Origin of the sequence: Rhizobium sp. 007 (genome assembly GCF_015353075.1) — a bacterium.
Taxonomy (GTDB): Bacteria; Pseudomonadota; Alphaproteobacteria; order Rhizobiales; family Rhizobiaceae; genus Rhizobium.
The window spans coordinates 264,866-283,317 of record NZ_CP064189.1; the positions used below are offsets into that span (position 1 = coordinate 264,866).

An 18,452-nucleotide genomic window follows, 5' to 3' on the forward strand; every position below is an offset into this window, starting at 1 on the left:
CTTCGCTGCTCGTCAAGGACGAGCAGCGTGTATCGAATTCTTCGTTATGAGATGGCGCGTCGCGCGCCACGTCACTGCGACAGGAGAGCTACGCAACGCTCGAGTGCTACGTCCCAGTTCGTGCGTCCATCGGCGTTCTTGCTGTTCCACCATTTGTAATCCTGGTAGACCTGCTTCATGGCGATGGAGGGAGATCCTGGAAGGATATCGAGCAGTTCTTTGGATACGAGGCTGAAAGCTTTCTCGTTGACCGGGCCGTAGGAGATGGCTTCCGAGAACGCGGCCTGTGGTTCCGGGCGAGAAACGTATGCCAGGAATTTCTCGGCGTTTTCCTTATTCGGGGAACCCTTCATGACGACCCAAAAGTCGTACTGAAGCAAGGATTGATCCCAGGAAAATTCCAACGGCGCACCTTCCTTCTTGGCGCCAAAGATGCGGCCATTGTAGGCATCGGCCATATCAACCTCGCCACTGATCAAACTCTGAGGGGCATCTGCACCGGCGACCCACCAGCGACCGACATGGGGCTTCAGTTCCGCCACTTTCGCGAATGCTCGGTCCATGTCGATGGGATAGACCTTGTCAGCGGGAACGCCGTCGCCCATAAGCGCACCTTCAAGCAAACCGCCGTCGACGAGCTTTTCGCATTTGGGAAGGCTTCGCGCGCCCGGGAATTTCTTTACGTCGTAGAAATCGACCCAGTTTTTCGGTTCTTGGCCTTTCGGAAACTTCGTGGTGTTGTAGGCGACACCAACCGAATAGAGTAGCGCGCCGACACCGTTCTCGTTCTTCATCTGCTCCGGCATTTCCGCAAGGGTGTCCTTCGCGAATAGGCTGTAGTCGATTTTCTCGACGGCGTCCTTTTCGACGAAGCCGGCGAGGGCACCGCCGGGAACAGATGTGAGGTCGGCTTCAGGCTGACCAAGCTTCACCGAAGCTAGCAATTTGGCGTGATCTTCCGGTACCAACACCACCTTGATGCCGGTGTCACGTGTGAAAGGATCGAAGAATGCCTTCTTCTGAGCCGCTTCCCAAGTACCGCCGCCGGAAGTGATGACCAACTCGCCAGAACCTTTAAGATTTGCCGGCACCTCGTCAGCCTGGGCTGGTACCGACAGGGCACCAAGCAACAATGCTGCGGTAAGTGATTGAGTAATCGTTGTGATTTTCATCTCTATTCCCCTTTTTTGTGAAGTAGCTCCGGTTTTATTCGAACGTCAGGCCCGAGCCATGGCCTGATCGTTGTCTGGTTTCAAGGTGTTCGGATGTCTCCCTGACGTTGGCTCGCTGCTCGTTCTTCCACAGCGATCGCGAGCACCGGCGACCCCTTCGGGATGGAGGGGTGCGTCATACGCCACAGCAAGTATCCTGTTTCCGGTGCGGTAATTTTCGCAACGGTTTCGCCAAACAGATCGCGGATGGTTCCGAGCCGCTGACCTTTGTGAATTCGCTCACCAGGCTCTACCTCGGAGTGAAACTCTCCTTCTGTCGGACACACCATCCAGATATAGTCGTCGCAAGGAACCCGTGCCCGGCGGAACTCGGTAGAGGGTGTGTCGAGTATTCCTAGAGTCCGTGCGACATTGAGGACGCCGTCGACATGAAATTGCACTGAGGCTTCGTCAACTAATCCATTCGCGCCGGCCTCCGACATGATTGCGAGCCTGTCCTTCGAAGCAAATCCTGTCGGCGGGCGGCCCGGCTTCGACATATGAGCAACGGGGAGACCGACGACGAGTTCGGCGTCGAAGCACATCGCCATACGTCTGGCGCGCTCGTCAAGGGACGAGTTGTGCGTGTGCTGAAAGATGGCGAACTTGGAAACATTCTCCCGAAGATCCCCTCCGTGCATATCTACGTAGCAATCCGCATCCACGCACCACTCGTTCATTACCGCGTCACAAAGAATTTCTGAAAACGAGCCGTTGGGGTCACCTGGAAAGGAGAAGTTGATATTCTTTCCGTCGATTGGGCAGAAGTACTCGCTGTACTTGTAGAAAGCGGGCTGGTTGACGAGCGGGATGATCGAAACAGCTCCCCGAATGCGGCTGGGATCGAACAGTTTCTGAATTCTAACCGCAGCCTCAATCGCGGCAACCTCATTCACATGAACGCCGGCGGAGACACAAAGCTTCGGGCCGCTACGATCGCCGCGGATCTCGCACAGAGGCCACGTGTATCCAGATAGACCGGGGTTGGCGAAGGAGAAGTGGCCTCGGAAGACGCCGGGCTCACCATACGCAACGCTGTTCGGTGATGCAGTTACCTTCATTGCCGTATCATTCCTTGGTTCCGATGTAGCTACCTATTGGACTGCTATACGCTCTCTCCGGATCACTTCAGTGCGGGTCGCTGAGAGTGCGTCGCGGCCATCGCGGCTACGCAGAGAGCTAGGCTGATTGTTCCTATCGTCATCGCGTTCCCCTTTTTATTTGTCCAAAGAAGCGAGTCAGCAACCTATGCCGACACCAGCACAGATGTGCTGGGATTTCCTCCTTCGATGAAACCGTGGCAGCAGAAAGCAACCGGGCCGGTCATGATCACCATATCATTGTCGATCAGCTCGATCTGAAGCTGGCCTGCGGGAAGGTGTACTGTAACCTTGGGAGAATTCACGAGCCCTCGCATCTTCGCAGCGTAGGCCGCAACGCAAGCGCCGGTCCCGCATGCTTTAGTGAGAATGCCGGGGCGTTCCCAGACGGCGAGGCGGATGGTTTGCTGATCGACGATCTGGGCCATGCCAACGTTGACGCCTTCCGGGAAAAGCGGATCGTTCTGCACGGCCGGGGCATAGGTCGGAATGTCGTCGACAACGAGTTGGTCGACGAAGAACACAACATGCGGATTGCCGATGTTCAGCGCGACCCCATTGGAAAGAGGTCCGCTTGTCAAAGGGAGGTGGCGGGTATCGATCTCGCGGCTCACCGGGATTTGTTGCCAGTCCAGGCTAATCGGTCCCAGTTTAACGCTGATCTGCTGGAGACCCGCTCTACGGCATTGCAGCACCCCGGACTTGGTCTCGACCAGTACTTCCTCGGTCCCCGTCTCCTCAAGCAACAAGTAAGCCATGCAGCGCGTAGCATTCCCACAGGCACCGACTTCCTTGCCATCGATGTTGAAGATCCTCATCTGCGCGTACGCGCCTGCCTTTCGACCCTCGTCGGAAGGTCGTTCGATGCTGAGCAGTTGTTCACCGCCAGCCCCGACGCTTGTACTGCAAATCCTGACGATGTCGTCGACGTCAAACAGCTTTGCGATTTCACGCCTATCGACAATGACGAAATAGTTTTCCAGGCCATGCATCTTCACGAATGGCCAAAGCCTCGGTGCATCTACGGAGGGGGGTTGCGAGAGGAATTCGATGTGGTTCATATCGCGACCGCCTTCAAAGCGCTGTTGCTGCGTCAGCATAGGTATTGGATGACTGCCATGGCGCGTCCGCCTCGAGGGCGAGGAGGTCCCCGATCGTCTGGCGACGCCGAATGACCCGGAACTGGGCGCCATCAACCAGAACTTCTGCGATCAGATCTCGGGAATTATAGGTAGAAGCCATCGATGCCCCATAGGCGCCTGCACAACCGAATGCGAGCCGAGCCCCTTCCCGAAGCTTGGGTAGGCCTTCGTAGCTTCCGAAAACGTCGGAAGTTTCACAGACAGGACCGACCAACTGATACGTCGAGGAGTCGCCACCGTCGATATTTTGCAGCGGCAGTACCGGATGAACGGCGCTATACAGCGAGGGTCGCATGAGGTCGTTCATGGCAGCGTCGACGATGGCGGTCGCCATATTGCCAGTATTCTTCAGATACAGCACTTCAGTGACCAGCAAGCCCGCTGGTCCGACGAGCCACCGACCGGGTTCGACGGTGAGTTCGCAATCGATGGACGAGACCGTTTCCTCAATAATCTTCGCGTACTCACCGACATCAGGCCCGGCCCCGAAATCATAGGAGATTCCCAAGCCACCTCCTAGGTCGAGGCGCCGTACCTGGTGACTGCGGGACCGCAGTGTCTTTACGAGGTCAGCGAGCCGTTCGTACGCTGCCCGGTAAGGCGACAGATCCAGGAGCTGTGATCCAATGTGCACGGCAAGACCAGCTACATCAAGTTCGGGCGACGCTTCGGCCTTCGCGTACAGTTCCGGGATTTCCTCGAGGGCGATTCCGAACTTGTCTCCTTTTTTTCCAGTGCTGATTTTCGCGTGGGTCTTCGCATCGACGTCGGGATTTACCCGGAAGACTATAGGTGCCCTACGACCGAGCGATCGAGCGATGTCCCGAATGGCATCCAGCTCGGCGGGCGATTCGACATTGATCTGATGGATGCCAACCGCCAAGGCGCGAGAGATCTCCGCTCGGGTCTTGCCGACACCGGAAAAAACGAGCTTGGACGGCTGCGTGCCGGCGGCAAGCGCCCTCTCCAACTCGCCACCTGATACGATGTCCATCCCGCAACCCAGATCCGAGAGCAGCCGCAGCACGGAAACGTTGCTATTCGCCTTGACGGCAAAACAGATCGAAGTTCGCGACGAGCCGAGTTTGTCGGCCAGCAGTCTGTAGGCGTTGCTGATCGTAGCGGCGCTGTAGCAATAGAACGGCGTTGGAATGGCGTCTGCAATTTCGTTAACTGACATCCCTTCGATAAACAGTTGACCACTCTCATAGGAGAAGCTGTCGTGGTGGAGCGCCGGTGATCGTGCCGCGCGTTCATTTCCGTTCAGAAGTGTCATCTGCGTCTCGCATTTAGCAATGTCCTAGGTCCGATATTTGCAGATGACAAAAACGCGACAAAATACTAAATTGGCCACCCATAATTCATTCCTGATATATACGAGACCGGCTTCATGCGACTGAGTCAGCGTCAGATTGAAATTTTCAATGCTGTGATGATCTACAAGAGCACTACTGCTGCCGCGGAGACGCTCGGCACCTCGCAGCCGACGGTAAGCAGAGAGCTTCGGGAGCTTGAAGCCTATCTCGGCTTCGAACTTTTCAATCGCTTCGGAAAGCGTCTTTCTCCAACCAATCAAGCTCTACTTCTTCACTCCGCCGTAAGCCGCTCTTTCGTGGGGATGCAGGAAATCAGCCGCGTCGCATTAGCTATCAAGCAACATAACGCGGCTCACTTGAGGATCGCGAGCCTTCCCGCCTATGCCGAGGCGTTCCTTCCATTGGTCGCAGAACGTTTCCTGAAAAGTCGATCGCAAGTCCATCTATCGATACATTCTCTCGAGGAAGTTCAACTGCGGCACGATCTGACCACCCAGATGTTCGACATAGGTTTGACGGAAGGCAGCTTCGAAGCCGATGATGCGACCACGGAAACCATCGATGTTGGTGAAGTCGTATGCGTGCTTCCTCGCAACCATGCCCTTACGTCCAAGAGCGCGTTGGAGCCGAAGGATTTCCAAGGCACTGATTTCGTCTACTTCGCTCAAGAGGATCCGTACCGCCGTAAGATCGATCTGATCTTCGAGGCCGAGGGCGTCTCTCGAAGGTATTGCGTGGAAGCAACGACGGCCACAGGCGTCTGTTCGATGGTCGCTTCCGGTGTTGGCGTCTCCATCGTCAATCCTTTGACAGCTTCGCACTATGCCGCGAAAGGCGTTGCCCTGCGTCGCTTTAGTGTGCCTGTGCCGTATCAGCTGAATCTGTGGAGACCGGCCAAGGCACTGAGATCCACTCACGCCGACCTTTTTGTGAGTGTGATGCGTCAGGTTGCAAACGAAGTCGTTGAAAAATTGCGTTCCCTTTGAGATTCAATGTGGTTGAAACCGTCCCGCAAAAATCCGACGAACAGTTGGAAGGCTCGAAATACCGTTGAATTTGTGATTGGCGGCGCGGTCTGATGGCTTTTGTCGGTATCGGCCGGCGATTTCATGCTGGAACTGTTGGCTTATATCGCCCTCTCGGGCTGACGATAGTCATGCGATAGCGCGTCTGCCTTCATGGAAGACGTATGGAAGCATGTTGTAGGCGATATTCGCCATGCCGATTTTCATCGTTGCACGGCGAATGCCAATGGTTCTGACGGTTTCATCTTGTCTTTCTGCCTGGCGAAAACGTGTTCGACGGCGGACCTGATCTTCGATCGTAGCCATTGGCCTTAGACATGACCTCCGGTATGGGGCGGCCCTTCGACTTCTTTTGATGGATGTCCGACTTCAGACCGTTCTTCGCCAGCCATTCCTCGTTCGCCTTTGATCTGTAGGCGCTGCCGGCCCAGACGGTGGAGGCCGTGTTGTCCTTCGTCACGACATTCCTGACTGGGCTCCGTCATGGGCGGATGCGCTCGTGACCGGCATCCCCGGATGAAGCCATGCGCCCGCCCGCGTGGCTCTTGTAGCCGCCGCGATAGCCGCGTTCCTAGATCTCCCGAAACAGACGTTGCCCCGTCAATCCGGGCAATAGGCTTTGATGCGATCCCGAAGATAGGCCGCATAAGGAGCAATCACCGTCGCACGCGGCTGTCTCGGCTCAGACTGGAGCTTCCAGGCCGCGCTCGATATAATTTGCGCACCGTCTTGTGATCGATGCCTGCTTGTCTTGAAATGGCCGAAACCGTCAGCCTCTGCCGATGCAGGTCCAGGATCATTATCATCTCCCTCAGCTTGATCACCGAAATCCCCTTTCGGACCATCGGAAAGAGTATCGGTGAGATTGCGCCGCCGGAAGACCGGCAACAGCCCAAACCGGGGAAGATTCAAACGGCACTTATGGGGAGTATTGTCCGGTATCGACACCGTGTCGAGATAGCTTGCGAGATCACCTTCGATGATCCAGCGGCCGCTTGTCGTGTCCGATCCTGTAGCCGTATCTTCACGGTACGAACGGCATGATGCACGCTCCGTTCCGGCTGGAAGCCATAGGATAAACGATGGAAATCACTTTCCAGATTCATGGCCATCAACATACACGTTGAACGATGCGGTCCGTCAGGGTTGGAATACCCAGACCACCGGTTCGGCATAGTTCGACGGTCGGCATAAACTCGGAACAGAAAGGTGATGCCCGCTGGCGACGAACAAAAAAGGAGAAAGATATTGACCCATTACAGAAGCTGTCCAGTCGTGTCGGGTTCAGAGCACCTGCGTTTGAAACCCTACACAACAAGGGCGCAAGTTTCCTGCGTTTCGGGCCGTACGCATGATTTCCCCTTTCACCTGCACGTCTTGTTAGATTGGCACGTCGTTTGCACAGGCTGCAGCTGAAAGACAGCTTACTGATCCCCGAGGCAACGAGACTTACGATCTCTTGCTCAAACGAGCCAAGGTAATGCAATAGACGAAACCAGAGGTTGGCCGTCCCAAATCACCGCATCCCAAACTCAAACAGCGACGAAGGACACGAAAATATGCCCCTTGAAGTCTCATTCTTATTCGGTGGTATTTCAACGGAGTATGATGGATCCATTACTTCCTTAACAAACGTCATCTCCTCCTACTTAGCTCTCAGCGATGAAAAGCGACCATTCGCTGTGAAACATCTTTATCACATTAGCCGAAATGATGGCCTTGTCCGCACGATCCCATTCTGCAACGCGCTTACAATCGAGAAGCTTCAGGCCTGTCTTTCCGACACTAGCACTCTCCCTGGACACACACTGCTTACCATCTTTGATTCGATCAAATCTCGCGATGAATATGTCGTGAATTTGTTGCACGGACAGTTCGGAGAGGACGGAGGCGTGCAGACGCTTGCGGCGCTTGCAGGCCTAAGAGGCACGTTCGGCGACCCGCACGTCGCGTCGTTGACGATGAATAAGTACGCAATGTCGTCCTTCGTATCCTCGGTGTTGCCTGCTGAACTCGTAAAAGTGCCGGAGACAATACTCGTAACACCGACAAACGTTGCCGATTCAATAGAAATCGCGAAGTCATTGAAGCGCTCGATTGTAGTGAAGCCGAATTCACTTGGTTCATCACTATTTGCCAAGTTATTCCATGAGCCTGCCAATTCGAAGGCGGAAATCGAGGCCCTTCTTCGCACTATATTTGCCCACGATAAGGCAGCGCTTATTCAAGAGTTCATTCCCGGTGACGAGTATACATGTGGCTGTATAATAGGATCGCGTATGATCACAACGCTTCCGATCGTAAAGCTCGAAGCGGATATGCAATTTTGTGGGCGTGACCAAAAATACTCTAGCAGAATTGCCAAGAAACAAGTAATAAGCGACAATAGTGATATTTTCTGCAGGCTACAGTCATTAACACAAAAGATTGCTTCTTCACTAGATTTTTACAATATGGTGCGATTCGATTTCAGAGTTTGTAGGGAATCAAATATTTGGTTCTTGGAATGCAATTACATTCCCGGGCTAGCTGAAAGTAGCTCATTCGAAAAAATGCTTCACCGTCATGGCATGACAGTCATAGACCTAATATCGCGCGTCATGGCAGACTCAAATGCTTATCGAAAGCCTGGCCATTATATCGAATACGAGCGTATCAATGGGTCTTGAACCGGGGGAGGCTCGGCAGCCGCCGCTATGAAGCCTTCTGACTGATTAGATGATAGTGTTGCACTGACCTCCCTCAGAATTGCGCCGGACTTTACCAGTAAGGGCGGCCTCTTCCTTGGGATGATATAGACCGCCTTCCGGAATTCAAAATTCCATGCGGTAAAGCCGCTTCGGCGCGGAAAAACTGTAACAGTAGAGTTCAATTTTCTGGCAGAGAGAGCAGGAAATCATGCCGGAGAGGTTACCATGTCAGTTTATGCAATTTGGAATAACAAGGGCGGGGTCGGAAAGAGCTATCTGACTTTCCAGATCGCCGCTGAGTATGCGCGCACCCATCCGAATGAAAAAGTCCTCGTTATCGATCTATGCCCGCAATCGAACTCGTCGAGTATGCTTCTCGGCGGCATTATCGAGGGCGAGAGGCATTTGGATCAGATCGCCCTGACCGCCGCTGCTCGGCGAAAAACGATTGCTGGATATGTCGAAGAGCGCATTCTAAGCCCTTATATGAGCCCCAATGTTGGAGCCTCATATGTCACCCACGTGCGACCCTACAACAACACGATCCCCAATAACCTGTACCTGGTCGTCGGGGATGAGGAGCTTGAGATCCAAGCTTCTCGTGTGGCGAATGCAACGGCACCCGGCCCAGCAGACGCGTGGCGGATTGTGCACCTTTGGATATCTGATCTGATTGCGGATATTCGCCGGTCTTGGGATGTGAAGGATTCGACCGTCTTCATCGACTGCAATCCGAGCTTCACGGTCTATACGGAGCTTGCTATGTCAGCCTCGGATAACCTCATTATTCCTTTCTCGGCTGATGGATCGTCAAAACGTGCGGTCAAGGCTGTGCTTGCATTGCTCTTCGGGATCACCCGTATTGCTGGTGCGCCTCAGTCTCAGTTCTTCCTGGAATCTCAGCGCTGGAGAATGTCGATACCGCGCATCTACAGCTATGTGGGCAACAGGCTGACACAGATGAACTTGGGTGCTGCCGGCGCGTTTAAGACGGTCGTTAATGAGATCGGTGCTGAAATCTGGAACGTCTGGAAGAGCAACCCGAGCCTTTTTGCTATCCATCCTGCTGGCACCCCCATTCCTTCGTCGCCGCGTGATTTCCGGCGCATGTTTCAGGCAGAGATCAACGACGCGAATACCGCCTCGGTGATTTCAGGAGCGCTCGGTATCCCGATTATGGGGCTGCATGCCGGCACCAAGAACCTTGCCGGGAAAACTATCACGGTGAACCAATCGCAGCTCGACCGGCAAAAGCCCAACATCAGCGATTTCGTGAAGACGATTGTTTGAGCCTACATCGTGTCGCAAAAGTCGGTCCAGAAATCCCGACTTTTGCGCCAGAATTTCGAAGTCGAGGGGCAATTTTCCTGTAGATTTTGTTTTCCTGTAGATTTTGCCGTCACAAGGCCAGGATGACGATGCATCATGACATCGCCAGTCAGCGCACTGCCGCTGACCTCCGCAATCTATTTGGTCAGGAGGCTGGAACGCGGCGACCTCGCCCGTGATATCTACAAGCGTAGCGCTTCTATCAACCGCATAGACGCACGGGAGAGAGCATTTGCCGCGATGTGGGATTATGAGGCCAAGGGCTTCGTGGTGAACAGTCCCGGCTCCCGTGGTGGTGCAGGGTGGGCGCTTTCAATGAAAGGAGCCGCCTTGATCAAGGAATGTATGCGTGGCTGAATCCCCATCAGCGTTTAAGTTTTCCAGAAAAGGCACGGAAGAGAGATGGGCATGGCGAAACAGCACGACGTATTATCAGTCACGCCTCACCCGACAAAGACAGTTTTGTTCGGCCCTTTGCCGAGGCCTTGCGCCGACTAGGCGTCAACGTCTGGTACGACGAGTTCTCGATTGGCCTTGGCGACAGCATAGCCGGGGCGATCGACAAGGGTATCGCGCAGTCTGCCTTTGGCATCGTTGTCATCAGCCCCGCATTCACCAAACGGAAATGGACACAGCACGAATTGCACGCGCTAATTGGCCTTAATGTGGAGGAAGACCGGAAAATTGTGCCGATTTGGTTGGGCGTGACGAGAGCTGACGTCGCTGCGCTCAGCCCGTCCCTGGCAGACAAGATGGCAATCGACACTCAGCACATCGACGTCGACGAGGCAGCGATACAAATTCTCCGCCTCGTTAGGCCTGATCTTTACAGCCTGCATCCCCGCGCCGAACTCGAAGAGATGGCGAGTGGGGCGACGCTCCAAAAACTGCAGAGCGAGATTGAAGAGCTGCGCGAGCAGATGGAGGACCTGCAGGAGCAAATCGAAGAGTACCAGTGCCCCTATTGTGGATCTGGTCTATCCGACAGGATTCACGCGCGCCGGCCGACCCTGAAGAAAAACATTGGGACATGAGGGAAACGTTTGAGTGCGGATTTCAGCGCTTCGGCGGGGCTATTGAGAGCCTATGCACAAAAGACCCACGTTTTCCTAAGTTCGAAAGCTACGAAATCATCTGTTTTGCGCCACAGACGGAGCGGGATCAATGGGAGTGCCACGCTCGGCCGAAGACGGAGATGGCCAGGAAGGCGTCAATCCAAAGCTCTTCCGGAAAAGCCGAAGAGGAGGAGCCCGCCGGAGGCTCGGCCTGAACTACGAATATCGCGCTGGCAAGATCAATAACCGCGAATGGAACGAAAGGCTTTTTGGCCGTGGCGGTTGATCTGTAACCCAAGGCGATCCGGGCAGATGGCGAAGCCTGCGCGGCAAACCGCGCGGCACCTTTCAGTTCCCATTCCCGAAGTCAATTTCGATAGGATCGATGAAGTCTCGGTCTATGAGGGACTTGAGCAGCAAAGCCGCTCTCTCGTGGTCGATTTCGACCTGCTTCGCAATCTCCTTTACCTGAATTGGAGATGCAGTCCCACGAAGGCGATGAAGCGCGACCATGACAGCAAGCTCGTCAATCCGGATATTCCGTTGCTCTGGTGTAAGCACGCGTAGGGCGCGCCGTTCCGCAATGCGCATTCAATCGTTCCCAGCTTCGCTCACAAATCCAAGACCGAATTCATCTCATGCGGGGCTAAAGTACCGCGTGTCGCGATCAGATAAGCCACCATATAGGTCAGCTTTTGCCTTGATTCGCGAGTGGTCCGCGGCAAGTAACTGACGATCGCCAGCCGGCCAGCTTCTTCGTCTCGAGCAAGGTCCAGCAGTCCCTCTGCATCGGCGACGCTCCCAACCCCACCGACTGTCCTGCGTTCATCCCACGCACGAACGGCATCCGCGGTCGCCAATTGCGCCGCGATATGCCGTTCCATCAACTCACCAAGGGAAACCGCAGTTTCCGCCCTATTCTCTTCTTTGTGTCCGGCCCCACCCGACGGCCCCATGATTTCTACATAAGAAATGCCGTCGGACACTAACGCACTCAAAGCCGTCCGAAGGGTTGAAGGAAAGTAACCCCTACGGGATCGAAGCGAATCCGAAATTAACATCCCAAAATCCACCTGTTGTCCGCGCCAATCTGCAGGCGCTACCACGTTGCATTTAAACGCATTGATTGAGGACGAAGGCACGATAAGGTAAGAAATCAAACGAAACCAAACGAAATCAGAGCCAGCAAGTCTTTGTTAAAAAATGGAAAGTTTTTTCTCCCTCCACCGAAGGACGGGAGTGATTTCAAAGAATTATTCAAGCGATTAGCCGCGGCCGGAGCAGGGCGGCCATTAGGTAGCGATGGTTTTCCTGCAGGGCCATGGACGCCCGAGCTTCTTGCAGAGGCGATTTCACAGATAGATTCCAATCGGATTGGGGTCGATCTCCGAACGGTGCAGCTTTGGTTTCAAGAGAACGAGAAGGGAATTAGCACGGCCAACATTCGTTGGCTGGCAAGGATTTTTGGGTGCGATGATCCGGGGGCAACCAGCGAATGGCAGATGGAGCTTGGTGCCGCGCAATCTCGGTTAACGGCCAAGAGACGAGATTTGAAGAAATCAGGAGGCGGCGCTGCGCTAGCGGTTCCAGAAATCTCATCGACTGCAACCGTCGAGGATGAGGCAGAGTCCCGGGCAGAGCTGGCCCTAATACCTGATAGCAACAGGCCGAGTCGGCGTTTCAGCTTGGCACGGAGATCGGAAGCGCTTTTTTCTAGCGGATCGCCCTTGAATTTGCCCGCGTCGGTATTTGCAGGTGCCACAGCCCTTGGCTTCTTGTCGTACATCACGGGCATTCACAGCGCCACTTACGTCCGGGCGGATGGCGTCGTGAAGCAGGTTGGGTTTCTTTGGGCACCGAATTGGACATTCCTCTTCATGGTGCTTTTACCACTGTTTTTTGCGATCGCAATAGAGCTGTTGGTCTTCTGGAAATACGAAGTGCGCTTAAAGCTTGTGGCCCAGGGCGACAGGATGGAAAGCGAAGATGCTTGGGCGCGAAACGTCGAAGCTTCTTCGTATACATATTGGGCGGTTTTCTTGATTTGTGTATTGTTCGCCGGTCTTTTTCAGTGGATCGGCGTGTGCTTGATCCCATTGATGAACGGCGGTGATGACTACGCGACGAGTTGGGGCACGTTGGCTATTGTGCGCCCTGAAGTTATATCGGTGCCAATGTCGATTGTGTTCACCGCTCTCGCATATCTATACATGTGCCTATGCTTTTATCTGTTCTTCGCAGGTCTCATTTTGCTTCACACGATGGTCCGCATCGGAATGCTGCTCGGGATATATGGCCTCTGTGACCCAGGGTTTGGGCGTGGAGACCGAGTGAGGTAGGAAATCAGAGTGTATCATAGTTGGCTTGATCGTTGGGATGAGCGGCGGGCGCGGCGCGGCGAAGAGGGGAAGGAGAGAACGGGCCTCGTCCTTGACGGGGAACGCGCCTTTCCAGGCGCCAAGAAGATAACAAGTCTCGAGGAGTTTTGTGTTCTTGCGGACCAGGCCGCTGACCTTGCCCCGTTGAAATAATCCATTTTGAAGTAAGCTCTGGCTCATTGAGAGGACCAGAGAATGAAGCGCAACCGTTTCACAGACGAACAGATCATCGGCATATTGAAGGAGCACGAGGCAGGTACGCCGGTCTCGGAGCTTTGCCGCAAGCACGGTGTCAGCGACGCCAGCATCTACAAGTGGAAAGCCAAGTTCGGCGGCATGGACGTGTCCGAAGCCAAGCGGCTGAAGACGCTGGAGGACGAGAACGCGAAGCTGAAGCGGCTGCTGGCGGATGCCATGCTCGACAATGCAGCTTTGAAGGACCTTTTGGGAAAGAAGTGGTGACGCCCGCAGCCCAGCGAAATGCTGTCGCGCATCTGATGAGCCAACATGGGATGAGCGAACGGCGGGCGTGTAAAGCCATCGGCTTTTGCCGAATGACGATCCATTATGAAACCAGGCCCAGCGACGATCATGGCCTTCGCGAGCGAATGAAGGCGCTGGCACATGAACGCCGCCGCTTTGGATATCGACGCATTCATGTGCTGCTCAGACGCGAGGGACACCTTGTGAACCACAAGAAGCTCTTCCGGCTCTATCGGGAGGAGAAGCTGACCGTGCGCAAGCGTGGCGGGCGTAAGCGAGCGATAGGCACCCGAGCGCCGATGTTGATCCCGACGGCTGCCAATGATCGTTGGTCGCTGGACTTCGTGTCGGATCAACTCACCGATGGCCGCAGGTTCCGGATTCTGACGGTCGTGGATGACTGCACAAGGGAATGCCTGGCTCTCGTCGCCGATACTTCGCTGTCCGGCCTGCGGGTCGCCCGTGAGCTGGATCGGATCATGGAGAAACGTGGCAAGCCCAGGATGATCGTCAGCGACAACGGCAGCGAATTCACCAGCAACGCCATTCTGCAATGGACGGATCGGGGCAAGGTGGATTGGCATTACATTGCCCCAGGCAAGCCGGTCCAGAACGCCTTCATCGAAAGCTTCAACGGACGGCTCCGCGACGAGTTCTTGAACGAGACGCTCTTCTCATCATTGACTCAAGCCCGATCCGCTCTTTCAAACTGGCGCGTGGATTACAACGATCACCGGCCGCACTCGAGCATCGGCTGGATGACACCTGCCGAATTCGCTCAGACTATCGACCCGCGACGTGATGCGGTGCTGCGCAGCCGAAATGGCTCCGCACCGCAACCCGCCGCTACCGCCATAAATGCAGCAACCAAAAACATGGGGTAATCGCGGCGCGATCGTCCCAGGCCATTTTTAGAATGATGGCTGGCGAGGGTGGTTGCCCCCGATAAGATGGATATACGGGCTCACGATTGGAACCGGGCCCAAACATCAAATGGAGGCAACCGTGGACCAATATATAGGGCTGGACATTTCATTAAAAGATACCGCGATTTCGATCCGACAAGACGGGAAGCGGATATGGCGCGGGAAGTGCCCTTCTGATCCAAAGCTCTTGGCGCAGGTGATCCGCAAGCACGCCCCGCACGCCAAGCGCGTTGTGTTTGAAACGGGGCCATTGTCGACGTGGTTCTATCATGCACTGATGGCCGAAGGGGTTCCCGCGATCTGCATCGAAGCGCGGCACGCGCAAAAGGTCTTGAACGAGACGCTCAACAAGACCGACGCCAATGATGCGGATGGATTGGCCCAGTTAGCCGAAGCCGGGTTCTACAAGGCGGTCCGGGTAAAGGCGTTCGACAGCATGCTGACGCGCACCCTGGTGGCGGCTCGCAATCAGCTTCTGAGCATCTCGACCCAGCTCAGCAACCAGATCCGCGGCCTGACGAAGACGTTCGGTCTCATCATTCCCCAAGGAACAGGTCGGGTATTTGATGGCAAGGTAAGGGAACTTTTGGATGGGAATGACGGCCTGGCACGGATCATATTGCCTCTGCTCGATGCGTGGCGCGACATACGCAAGCGGGCGGCTGATCTCGATCGCCAATTGCTCGCAGCGGCGCGACAGAGTCAGGCGACGAAGCTTTTAATGACGATTCCGGGTATCGGCGCCGTCACGGCGGTATCCTACGTTGCAGCGATTGAAGATCCAGATAATTTCAAAACGTCGCGCTCGGTTGGCGCCTGGCTTGGATTGACAACGCGGCGTTACCAGTCTGGCGAGGTCGATTATGACGGCCATATCTCGCGACGAGGCGACAACCATCTGCGGGGGCTGCTTTATGAAGCAGCAACGGTGATCCTCACGAGAACCAGAGCCAATAACGAAAGCCGCCTCAAGAGCTGGGGACTTAAGCTGCGTGAGCGGTTGGGCTTCAAGCGCGCCGCAGTGGCCGTCGCCCGAAAGCTCGCGGTCATTATGCACAGCATGCTCAAGACAGGAGAAGTATTCCATGCATCGGCTGGCGCCACAGCGTAAGCGACACGCCAGCCATCTCCCTCGGCGCGTCAAACCTGGTTTGAGGCACTGAGCGTCCCTGCTGCGGACGTGGGTTGGATCATTCCGTTCCAGCGGCTGCACCTCATTTGAGCTGCGCCAAAAACATAGGAAGGTCCTACCTGCGAAGACCCATTATGCGGCGACACCTGTCGACCGCGAAGACAACCCTGCTCCCGGCACAGGATAGTTCTGATGGCAAGATGGTCGCTGAGGGGACCACCAACCATTCAATTTTACACCGTGTTCTCTTTCTCCGACGCGGTGACGATGCCGAGTGCAAAAAACCATCTTGACGAGTAGAGTGCGATTAGACAACCGCTGGAGCGAACTCAAAACTGGATAAAACTTGGGGGCAAGGTCACCGTGGCTGATCCAGCCTTCTTCGATGAGCCGAGTGGCAGCGATCAAGGCTTTCAAAGGCTAGATGGGTGGTGTCGTTTGGCAGTTAAACGTGAGAATGCGCCCGTTAGAGCAGCTCTTGGCAGTTAATTTGAGACGGTCCGCCCATGTTCCGCATTGACCAATTCTGATTTTAAGTGGTTGTAAAAATTCCGATTTACTGGACGTGATCTGCTAGGATGGAAAGCTCCTGTCCTTGTGGCAAAATATCAAATTAGGTGCCAAATCACGAACTGAAATCTCAAATTTACTGCTCGATCCAAATAGTGTGCCGTGCTATCTCGTTGAAATGCTTGCAGGCAGAGTCTCACGATTAACTGCAAAACGACATGAGCCACGCGCCGGACTTCTTCGGAGGAACTGGTCTCAAGAAGGATGCCATCAGCACCTCGCTCCAGCGCTTCGAAACTTAATGCGGCCTCTTCATAACTGCGCACGTGCTGAATTACATTTGATCTAGAAGCTAGGAGATTCTCCATCGGTATTACACGCCAATCGTCGCTATAAAGAATGACGGGGGCATTGCTATTCGAGGTTTTGAGCGTTTCGCCTATGTTTGTTCCGTCGAGGTATATCTCAAAAACATCGCTGCCTAAAATCATGTCGGCGTTAGGATCCGCAGAGATGATTTTCACACGGGCCAATTGCCTGATTTGGGATATATATTCTGGCTGAGCGAGGATGCCATTGAATCCTAATTCTATGGCGTCCATCACAACTTCTTTGTTCCAGGTTTTAACTGCGAGCCAAAATTCTCTAACCATGATAGATTTTTGCTTTCATGGTGCTGTCAATACTTTCGAGAATGAGGGCGATGTCTTCGTTCTGAAAGATGTTTCGACCGAATGACACACCGGCAGCGCCCGCTTCGATTGCTTCCCTTACAACTAGAAGCATCTCATCCGCGGGTGATTTCAGGAAGCGGGATTCGGGGCCGCAATTTTTACGAAATCAGCACCGAGCTCAGCGGCAATAGTGCATAAATGACTCAGGGTCTCGGTGTCCCGTTGTTCGATCACTTCGCCGCTGGAATTGTAGGAACGGTGATACATCATTGCTAGTAGTTTGAGATTCAACCTCGCGCACTGCTCTGCAGCGCTGCCTAAATCTCTGAGCATATTGCTCTGGTGTTCATTTCCGAGATTGACGTGCACGGAAACGCCATAAGCACCCATCGCCGCCACTTCCTGGGGCGTTGCAACCAGTACCTTCTCAAGCGAATCTCGGTAAGCCGCGGAAATATTTATGAAACAACGGGCTTCTCCGATGACGTTTTTGTGCCGGCGGAATGTGCCTTTGTTGACAACTAGGAAATCCACCGGTCCGTCGAGAATCTTACCCAACGTTTGTTCCATGTCATGCAATCCATGTATCGCTCCCATCGATATGCCGTGATCGAGCGCGACAAAGATGTATCTGGCGCTATGGTCCTTCATGTGAAACCTCGCTTTTCAGGCCCGTCACTTCTTCAATCTCGTCACACTGTTTGGATGAGAGGAATTCTCTCCACTTTTGGAGCGATTCACCCCTTGCTTCAGTGGTTAAGTCGTGGATTCCGAGAAACTTTCCCAATCGCTCGATCTCGATCGTGCCTTTGCAAAATCAAGTTTTCGTAATTGACGACGTGGACCCTGTCCCCGAATTTTGAGACGAGATACTTCAATCTTTCGCTGTGAGCTTGCCACCTCAAGGCACATTTCTTGGCCATGGAGAATTGCTCGTAGGAGCCAGCTATTTCTTCGCTAATCCCGAGAAATCTGTTCGGAATAGGAAATTCTTTCCATCTGTGATGCCACTCCAAAATGGAATCGGGCTTCGGAAACTCTTGGGCTTTCTGATCTACGTCGACTGGAGAGTTGTGCCGCAGCATGCTCGCCACAACGGCGTACGGCTCTCTTTGAATCGCAATAAAGCGAGCGTCGGGAAAGGCTGCGATTAGCTCCTCGACATGCCAAAGATTTTGATGGCTTTTATCGATATAGTATTTCGTGGTGCATTCGTCGCGCTCCCTTTTGTACTCCTGCACCAATTTCGGAAAGAGCCTTACTTTCGAACTTGGGTTGAGGGCCATTTCCAGCACCAAATTGTAAATCGGTGCCTTTTCGACTGTAATGCAACGTGGTAGCGCCTGCAGATTGGCGCGGACAACAGGTGGATTTTGGGATGTTAATTTCGGATTCGCTTCGATCCCGTAGGGGTTACTTTCCTTCAACCCTTCGGACGGCTTTGAGTGCGTTAGTGTCCGACGGCATTTCTTATGTAGAAA

The 18,452-nt window shown here is 54.2% G+C and carries 18 protein-coding genes and 4 pseudogenes; 11 read left to right on the forward strand and 11 right to left on the reverse strand.

Features of this window, described 5'->3' with window-relative positions; all coding sequences use genetic code 11:
- Nucleotides 1–71 precede the first annotated feature (71 nt).
- The 4 genes from ISN39_RS32740 to lysA form a co-directional block, all read right to left on the reverse strand.
- Nucleotides 72–1,172, reverse strand: coding sequence for an ABC transporter substrate-binding protein (locus ISN39_RS32740; RefSeq protein WP_194732130.1), 1,101 nt, complete (start codon nt 1,170–1,172; stop codon nt 72–74).
- An 80-nt stretch (nt 1,173–1,252) separates the two neighbouring features.
- The gene (locus ISN39_RS32745) at nt 1,253–2,272 is read right to left on the reverse strand and encodes a succinylglutamate desuccinylase/aspartoacylase family protein (protein ID WP_194732131.1); all 1,020 of its coding nucleotides are present in this window, start codon (nt 2,270–2,272) and stop codon (nt 1,253–1,255) included.
- Nucleotides 2,273–2,457: 185 nt separating this feature from the next.
- Nucleotides 2,458–3,372, reverse strand: coding sequence for a diaminopimelate epimerase (dapF, locus tag ISN39_RS32750; protein ID WP_194732132.1), 915 nt, complete (start codon nt 3,370–3,372; stop codon nt 2,458–2,460).
- A gap of 13 nt (nt 3,373–3,385) precedes the next feature.
- Nucleotides 3,386–4,729: a diaminopimelate decarboxylase gene (lysA, locus tag ISN39_RS32755; RefSeq protein WP_194732133.1), complete on the reverse strand. Its 1,344-nt coding sequence runs from the start codon at nt 4,727–4,729 to the stop codon at nt 3,386–3,388.
- 114 nt (nt 4,730–4,843) lie between these two features.
- Between lysA and ISN39_RS32760 the strand changes: the two genes are divergently transcribed.
- Nucleotides 4,844–5,755, forward strand: a complete 912-nt coding sequence (locus ISN39_RS32760; protein ID WP_194732134.1) for a LysR family transcriptional regulator — start codon at nt 4,844–4,846, stop codon at nt 5,753–5,755.
- A 168-nt stretch (nt 5,756–5,923) separates the two neighbouring features.
- Here ISN39_RS32760 and ISN39_RS32765 read toward each other — a convergent pair whose 3' ends face one another.
- The 3 genes and pseudogenes from ISN39_RS32765 to ISN39_RS37125 form a co-directional block, all read right to left on the reverse strand.
- The gene (locus ISN39_RS32765; protein WP_194732135.1) at nt 5,924–6,100 is read right to left on the reverse strand and encodes a hypothetical protein; all 177 of its coding nucleotides are present in this window, start codon (nt 6,098–6,100) and stop codon (nt 5,924–5,926) included.
- A 268-nt stretch (nt 6,101–6,368) separates the two neighbouring features.
- Nucleotides 6,369–6,618, reverse strand: a pseudogene (locus tag ISN39_RS37120) (IS21 family transposase); the annotation flags it as partial.
- A gap of 121 nt (nt 6,619–6,739) precedes the next feature.
- A pseudogene (locus ISN39_RS37125) lies at nt 6,740–6,953 on the reverse strand (group II intron reverse transcriptase/maturase); the annotation flags it as partial.
- 400 nt (nt 6,954–7,353) lie between these two features.
- Between ISN39_RS37125 and ISN39_RS32770 the strand changes: the two are divergent.
- The 6 genes from ISN39_RS32770 (at nt 7,354) to ISN39_RS32795 (ending at nt 11,435) form a co-directional block, all read left to right on the forward strand.
- Nucleotides 7,354–8,463, forward strand: a complete 1,110-nt coding sequence (locus ISN39_RS32770; protein ID WP_194732136.1) for a D-alanine--D-alanine ligase — start codon at nt 7,354–7,356, stop codon at nt 8,461–8,463.
- A 246-nt stretch (nt 8,464–8,709) separates the two neighbouring features.
- Complete coding sequence (locus ISN39_RS32775; protein ID WP_194732137.1) at nt 8,710–9,774, forward strand: ParA family protein; 1,065 nt, start codon at nt 8,710–8,712, stop codon at nt 9,772–9,774.
- Nucleotides 9,775–9,909: 135 nt separating this feature from the next.
- Nucleotides 9,910–10,170 carry a hypothetical protein gene (locus tag ISN39_RS32780; protein WP_194732138.1) on the forward strand — a complete coding sequence of 87 codons (261 nt, stop codon included), beginning with the start codon at nt 9,910–9,912 and terminating at the stop codon, nt 10,168–10,170.
- Nucleotides 10,155–10,847 (forward strand): TIR domain-containing protein, encoded by a 693-nt coding sequence (locus ISN39_RS32785; RefSeq protein WP_194732139.1) that lies wholly within the window; start codon nt 10,155–10,157, stop codon nt 10,845–10,847. Before ISN39_RS32780 ends, ISN39_RS32785 begins: the two co-directional genes overlap by 16 nt.
- Nucleotides 10,848–10,977: 130 nt before the next feature.
- Nucleotides 10,978–11,154, forward strand: a complete 177-nt coding sequence (locus tag ISN39_RS32790) for a hypothetical protein (RefSeq protein ID WP_194732140.1) — start codon at nt 10,978–10,980, stop codon at nt 11,152–11,154.
- 26 nt (nt 11,155–11,180) lie between these two features.
- The gene (locus ISN39_RS32795) at nt 11,181–11,435 is read left to right on the forward strand and encodes a hypothetical protein (protein ID WP_194732141.1); all 255 of its coding nucleotides are present in this window, start codon (nt 11,181–11,183) and stop codon (nt 11,433–11,435) included.
- Between the two features lie 44 nt (nt 11,436–11,479).
- Here the strand turns inward: ISN39_RS32795 and ISN39_RS32800 are convergent, their stop codons facing one another.
- Nucleotides 11,480–11,752, reverse strand: a complete 273-nt coding sequence (locus ISN39_RS32800) for a hypothetical protein (protein ID WP_194732226.1) — start codon at nt 11,750–11,752, stop codon at nt 11,480–11,482.
- Between the two features lie 309 nt (nt 11,753–12,061).
- Here ISN39_RS32800 and ISN39_RS32805 point away from each other — a divergent pair.
- The 4 genes and pseudogenes from ISN39_RS32805 to ISN39_RS32815 form a co-directional block, all read left to right on the forward strand.
- Nucleotides 12,062–13,132, forward strand: a pseudogene (locus ISN39_RS32805) (hypothetical protein); the annotation flags it as partial.
- 84 nt (nt 13,133–13,216) lie between these two features.
- A pseudogene (locus ISN39_RS37130) lies at nt 13,217–13,375 on the forward strand (dienelactone hydrolase-related enzyme); the annotation flags it as partial.
- 66 nt (nt 13,376–13,441) lie between these two features.
- Nucleotides 13,442–14,613, forward strand: a protein-coding gene (locus tag ISN39_RS32810) for an IS3 family transposase (RefSeq protein ID WP_194732142.1) whose coding sequence is annotated in 2 segments (ribosomal slippage) — nt 13,442–13,691 and nt 13,691–14,613 — 1,173 coding nt in all. Because the reading frame shifts where the segments join, the coding sequence is not laid out codon by codon here.
- Nucleotides 14,614–14,734: 121 nt separating this feature from the next.
- Nucleotides 14,735–15,766: an IS110 family transposase gene (locus ISN39_RS32815; RefSeq protein WP_194732143.1), complete on the forward strand. Its 1,032-nt coding sequence runs from the start codon at nt 14,735–14,737 to the stop codon at nt 15,764–15,766.
- A 629-nt stretch (nt 15,767–16,395) separates the two neighbouring features.
- Here ISN39_RS32815 and ISN39_RS32820 read toward each other — a convergent pair.
- From ISN39_RS32820 to ISN39_RS32830, 3 genes are all read right to left on the reverse strand, one after another.
- The gene (locus ISN39_RS32820) at nt 16,396–16,950 is read right to left on the reverse strand and encodes a 3-dehydroquinate synthase II (protein ID WP_194732144.1); all 555 of its coding nucleotides are present in this window, start codon (nt 16,948–16,950) and stop codon (nt 16,396–16,398) included.
- Between the two features lie 150 nt (nt 16,951–17,100).
- The gene (locus ISN39_RS32825) at nt 17,101–17,622 is read right to left on the reverse strand and encodes a hypothetical protein (RefSeq protein ID WP_194732145.1); all 522 of its coding nucleotides are present in this window, start codon (nt 17,620–17,622) and stop codon (nt 17,101–17,103) included.
- 98 nt (nt 17,623–17,720) lie between these two features.
- Nucleotides 17,721–18,398, reverse strand: a complete 678-nt coding sequence (locus ISN39_RS32830) for a sulfotransferase (protein WP_194732146.1) — start codon at nt 18,396–18,398, stop codon at nt 17,721–17,723.
- Between the last annotated feature and the right edge of the window lie 54 nt (nt 18,399–18,452).